The organism is Candidatus Erwinia dacicola (assembly GCF_001756855.1).
Lineage (GTDB): Bacteria > Pseudomonadota > Gammaproteobacteria > Enterobacterales > Enterobacteriaceae > Erwinia > Erwinia dacicola.
Map to the genome: position 1 here is coordinate 1 of NZ_MAYS01000464.1, position 4032 is coordinate 4032.

The 4032-nt window shown below is 53.1% G+C and carries 2 protein-coding genes and 2 pseudogenes; 1 reads left to right on the forward strand and 3 read right to left on the reverse strand.

All coding sequences use genetic code 11. The annotated features are described in order from the left end of the window. A pseudogene (locus BBW68_RS12365) lies at positions 1 to 275 on the reverse strand (IS6 family transposase); the annotation flags it as partial. Positions 276 to 341: 66 nt separating this feature from the next. Here BBW68_RS12365 and BBW68_RS12370 point away from each other — a divergent pair. After that, a pseudogene (locus BBW68_RS12370) lies at positions 342 to 593 on the forward strand (ATP-binding protein); the annotation flags it as partial. 159 nt (positions 594 to 752) lie between these two features. On the opposite strand, the gene acnB reads toward BBW68_RS12370, so the two are convergent. Both acnB and BBW68_RS12380 read right to left on the reverse strand, forming a co-directional pair. Next, positions 753 to 3350 (reverse strand): bifunctional aconitate hydratase 2/2-methylisocitrate dehydratase, encoded by a 2598-nt coding sequence (gene acnB / locus BBW68_RS12375; protein ID WP_070135598.1) that lies wholly within the window; start codon positions 3348 to 3350, stop codon positions 753 to 755. A gap of 463 nt (positions 3351 to 3813) precedes the next feature. After that, positions 3814 to 4032 (reverse strand): integrase core domain-containing protein (locus BBW68_RS12380; RefSeq protein WP_148127662.1); only part of this gene is annotated, 219 nt, incomplete at its 5' end.

A 4032-nucleotide genomic window follows, 5' to 3' on the forward strand; every position in this document is an offset into this window, starting at 1 on the left:
TACAGATAAGCCCAGCGTCCGTTGACCTTCACGTAGGTTTCATCGAGATGCCATGAGCCAAAACCGGAAGGTTGACGCCAGTACCAGCGCCGCCGCTTTTCCATTTCAGGTGCAGAACGCTGAACCCATCGATAAATCGTGGTGTGATCGACATTTACCCCTCGCTCAGCCAGCATCTCCTGCAGCTCACGATAACTGATGCCATATTTGCAGTATCAGCAGACGGTCTACAGGATAATATGATGCTCAAAATGTCGACCTTTAAATGGGTTCATGTGCTGCTCCTTCAACTAAACAGTAGCATCAAGTTTACCATCGCCAGATCTTTGCAACAGTGCCACCTAGGCTATGTCAAACGGGACAATGCGGAAACGGGTGTACTGTTCGAACCTATCGCGCACCGGTACGTAAGAGGGAGCCTGATCATCACGAGCAACCATCCGTTCAGCACGTGGGGGAGCATCTTCGTGGACGAAACAATGGCGGTGGCTGCGGCAGACAGGCTGATCCACCATGGATATATCTTCGAGGTAACAGGAGAGAGCTACAGAGAGAAAACATCAAAAGCAGCAATACAACAATCAGTTAAATAGTAGAACTAAGGCGGCCAGAGTAGTTGACGCGTACCGACCAAGGTAGTTAACGTCTAATATTAGCGCGCATTATCCCAGCCCGTCTGCACAAAAGCAGCGCTTTTACGCCAGGCATAAAAAACCGGGCACGAGGCCCGGTTTGTCAGCGCTGACTGAAGATTAAACCGCAGTCTGGAAAATCACGCCGTTAGCTTTGTCGGTATACTGGCTCAGCTGGTCAAAATTCAGGTAACGGTAGGTATCCACGGCAGTTTTATCCACCTGGTCCATGAACTCCAAGTATTCTTCCGGCGTTGGCAGTTTGCCCAGCAGAGAAGCAACTGCAGACAGCTCGGCAGATGCTAGGAACACATTGGCTCCGGTACCGATCCGGTTCGGGAAGTTACGCGTGGAGGTCGACACCACCGTTGCACCATCTGCCACACGCGCTTGGTTACCCATGCACAGTGAACAGCCCGGAATCTCGATGCGCGCGCCACTCTTACCGAACACGCTGTAGTAGCCCTCTTCGGTCAGCTGCGCCGCATCCATCTTGGTTGGCGGAGCCACCCACAGACGGGTTGGCAGCTGGCCTTTGTGCGCATCCAGAAGCTTACCAGCCGCACGGAAGTGACCGATGTTGGTCATGCAGGAGCCAAGAAACACTTCGTCAATCTTGGTGCCCTGCACGTCGGACAGCAGGCGCGCATCATCCGGGTCGTTTGGCGCACAGAGGATTGGCTCTTTGATGTCGGCCAGATCGATCTCGATCACCGCCGCGTATTCCGCGTCAGCGTCGCCTTCCATCAGCTGTGGATTCGCCAGCCATTTCTCCATGCTCTGGATACGGCGCTCGATGGTACGACGATCGCCGTAACCTTCAGAGATCATCCACTTCAGCAGCACGATGTTCGAGTTGAGATACTCTATGATCGGGTCTTTGCCCAGCTTGATGCTACAGCCCGCCGCAGAACGCTCTGCAGAAGCATCGGACAGCTCAAACGCCTGCTCAACTTTCAGGTCAGGCAGACCTTCAATTTCGAGGATACGGCCCGAGAAGATGTTTTTCTTGCCTTTCTTCTCCACGGTCAGCAAGCCCGCTTTGATCGCGTACAGCGGGATCGCGTGTACTAGATCGCGCAGGGTGATGCCCGGCTGTATTTTGCCTTTAAAGCGCGCCAGCACGGACTCTGGCATATCCAGCGGCATAACGCCGGTCGCCGCGGCAAACGCCACCAGACCAGAACCCGCCGGGAAGGAGATTCCGATCGGGAAACGAGTGTGCGAGTCACCACCGGTACCGACGGTATCCGGCAGCAGCATACGGTTCAGCCAACTGTGGATAATGCCGTCCCCCGGACGCAGCGATACACCGCCACGGTTCATAATGAAGTCAGGCAGGGTATGGTGCGTGGTCACGTCCACCGGCTTAGGATAGGCCGCGGTGTGGCAGAAGGACTGCATCACCAAGTCTGCAGAGAATCCAAGACAGGCGAGATCTTTCAGTTCATCACGGGTCATTGGACCTGTTGTGTCCTGCGAGCCAACCGAGGTCATTTTCGGTTCGCAGTATGCGCTAGGGCGCACGCCGTCAACGCCACAGGCGCGACCAACCATTTTCTGTGCCAGTGAGAAGCCACGTGTGCTGGCGGCCACGTCTTTCGCCTGCTCAAACACGTCGCTGTGCGGCAGACCGAGAGATTCGCGAGCTTTGGTAGTCAGGCCACGACCAATAATCAGTGGAATACGACCACCCGCGCGCACTTCATCCAGCAGCACGTTGGTTTTCAGTTCGAAATTAGCCAGCACTTCATCGGTTTCGTGATTGCGCACTTCGCCTTTGTAAGGATAGATGTCGATCACATCGCCCATATTCAGACGATTAACGTCCACTTCGATCGGCAGTGCGCCGGCATCTTCCATGGTGTTGAAGAAGATCGGCGCGATTTTACCGCCGAGGCAGACGCCGCCGCCCTTTTTGTTTGGCACGTAAGGGATATCGTCACCCATAAACCACAGCACCGAGTTGGTGGCGGATTTACGTGAAGAACCGGTACCGACCACGTCACCCACGTAAGTCAGCGGGAAGCCTTTTTGCTGTAGGGCTTCGATCTGTTTGATCGGGCCAACGTTACCCGCATCATCGGGTTCGATGCCTTCACGGGCGTTTTTCAACATCGCTAACGCGTGTAGTGGAATATCCGGGCGAGACCAAGCATCCGGCGCCGGAGACAGGTCGTCGGTATTGGTTTCGCCGGTCACTTTAAACACGGTTACGGTGATTTTTTCTGCCAATTTCGGACGCTTCAGGAACCACTCGGCGTCAGCCCAAGACTGAATAATTTTCTTCGCGTGAGGATTGCCCGTTTTGGACTTTTCTTTAACATCATAGAAGTTGTCAAACATCAGCAGCGTCTGGGACAGGGCTTCAGCAGTAATTGGCGCCAGCTTATCATCGTCAAGCGCATCGATCAGCGCATGGATGTTATAACCGCCCTGCATGGTGCCCAGCAGCTTAATGGCCTCTTCAGGAGTAACCAGAGGAGAAGTCGCTTTACCTTTCGCGACAGCAGCCAAGAACCCGGCTTTGACATACGCTGCTTCATCTACGCCCGGCGGCACTCGGTTAATTAACAGGTCTAACAGAAACTCTTTTTCACCCGCTGGAGGTGCTTTTAGCAGTTCAACCAGCGCGGCCATTTGGGAAGCATCTAACGGTTTAGGAACAATCCCTTGAGCAGCTCGCTCGGCAACGTGCTTACGGTATTCTTCTAGCACGACGTTCTCCTCACTCTCATTGTATTTGGCGTCCCGGGCTACCTAAGTCACCGCAAAGTGAAAACAGTCCGTGTGTAGGGTATAGGTGCCCTTGTGCCCAACTTCGCAGTGGCAGCGTAGCAGGATTTCGCCTGCATGTTAATATATTTACAGAAAAGCAACATCAACCACCTACTGATTTACGCGGCAATAAAAAGCCTTTTGCAGCGCTTTTCACTACATTTTCAGACATTTTCAGATATTTTTGGCGATCACACTGCAACATCGATTAAAAAAACCGCATATCTCCCGCAGAGTAATCCCCCATCAGGCCTGTGGAAATAATTTTAGGTTAATTATCAGGTGAGTTTGATAACTTATCGGGTGGGGTTGGTTAGGAGCAGGTTTGACGGCACTGTTGCAAAGTTATTGATGAGTTAGCCTTTCGTGTTATTGAAAGGTCTTATCTTTCAAAGACTAGTGGTCAACTAATACTGGCCACAGCATTAGACTGTAAGTAGTACAGCCGCTCAGATTCGTTGGGCGTCAGACTGCCGTTATACCAGTGGGGCCTGATAGCGCTGTAATATCCCGTTATATAGCGGATTATCGCGCCCTGGGCTTCGCTGAAGCTGTTATAGCCCTTCGTCGGCACCCATTCGGTCTTCAGGCTCCGGAAGAACCGCTCCATAGGGGCGTTATC